The 494-nt window shown below is 70.6% G+C and carries 1 protein-coding gene; it reads right to left on the bottom strand.

Features of this window, described 5'->3' with window-relative positions:
- Window positions 1–110: 110 nt before the first annotated feature.
- Window positions 111–494: methylated-DNA--[protein]-cysteine S-methyltransferase (locus tag EN879_RS38420; protein ID WP_164774965.1), on the bottom strand; the 384-nt coding region annotated here is incomplete at its 5' end.

The following is a 494-nucleotide window of genomic DNA, read 5'->3' as shown; positions in this document are numbered from 1 at the left end:
GTCATCACCCATGATTTCGCGTCAGGGGCGCGGCGGCTGCCGGCAGCTTGGGTCTGGATGTTCGCATCGGTGGTGGGAGACCTTGCCATCGCGCGCATTGCCGGTCCTCGTCAGGCCCGTACCGACCGGTTGGCATTGTCGGACGCTGCCTCGCGGTCGAGCAGCGCGCGCTTGCGCTCCGCGCCCCAGGCGTAGCCGGAAAGTGCGCCGTCCTTGCGGATGACGCGGTGGCAGGGAATGGCGACGGCAAGATTGTTGGCGGCGCAGGCGGCGGCGATGGCGCGGGCCGCCTTAGGTGCGCCTATGCGATGCGCGATCTCGGCATAGGAAACCGTTTGGCCGGCGGGGATGGCGCGCAAGGCCTGCCAGACGCGCTGCTGGAACGCCGTGCCGCGGACGTCGAGCGGCAGGTCGAGGCCGAGCGCCGGAGCCTCGACGAAACCGACGACGCGGGCGACCAGCGCCTCGTAGTCGCGGTCGCCACCGATCAGCCG

Origin of the sequence: Mesorhizobium sp. M7A.F.Ca.AU.002.02.1.1, assembly GCF_003998535.1 — a bacterium.
Taxonomy (GTDB): domain Bacteria; phylum Pseudomonadota; class Alphaproteobacteria; order Rhizobiales; family Rhizobiaceae; genus Mesorhizobium; species Mesorhizobium ciceri.
Note: the sequence above shows the minus strand (reverse complement) of the source record. Positions and strands in the feature narration are given on the sequence as shown.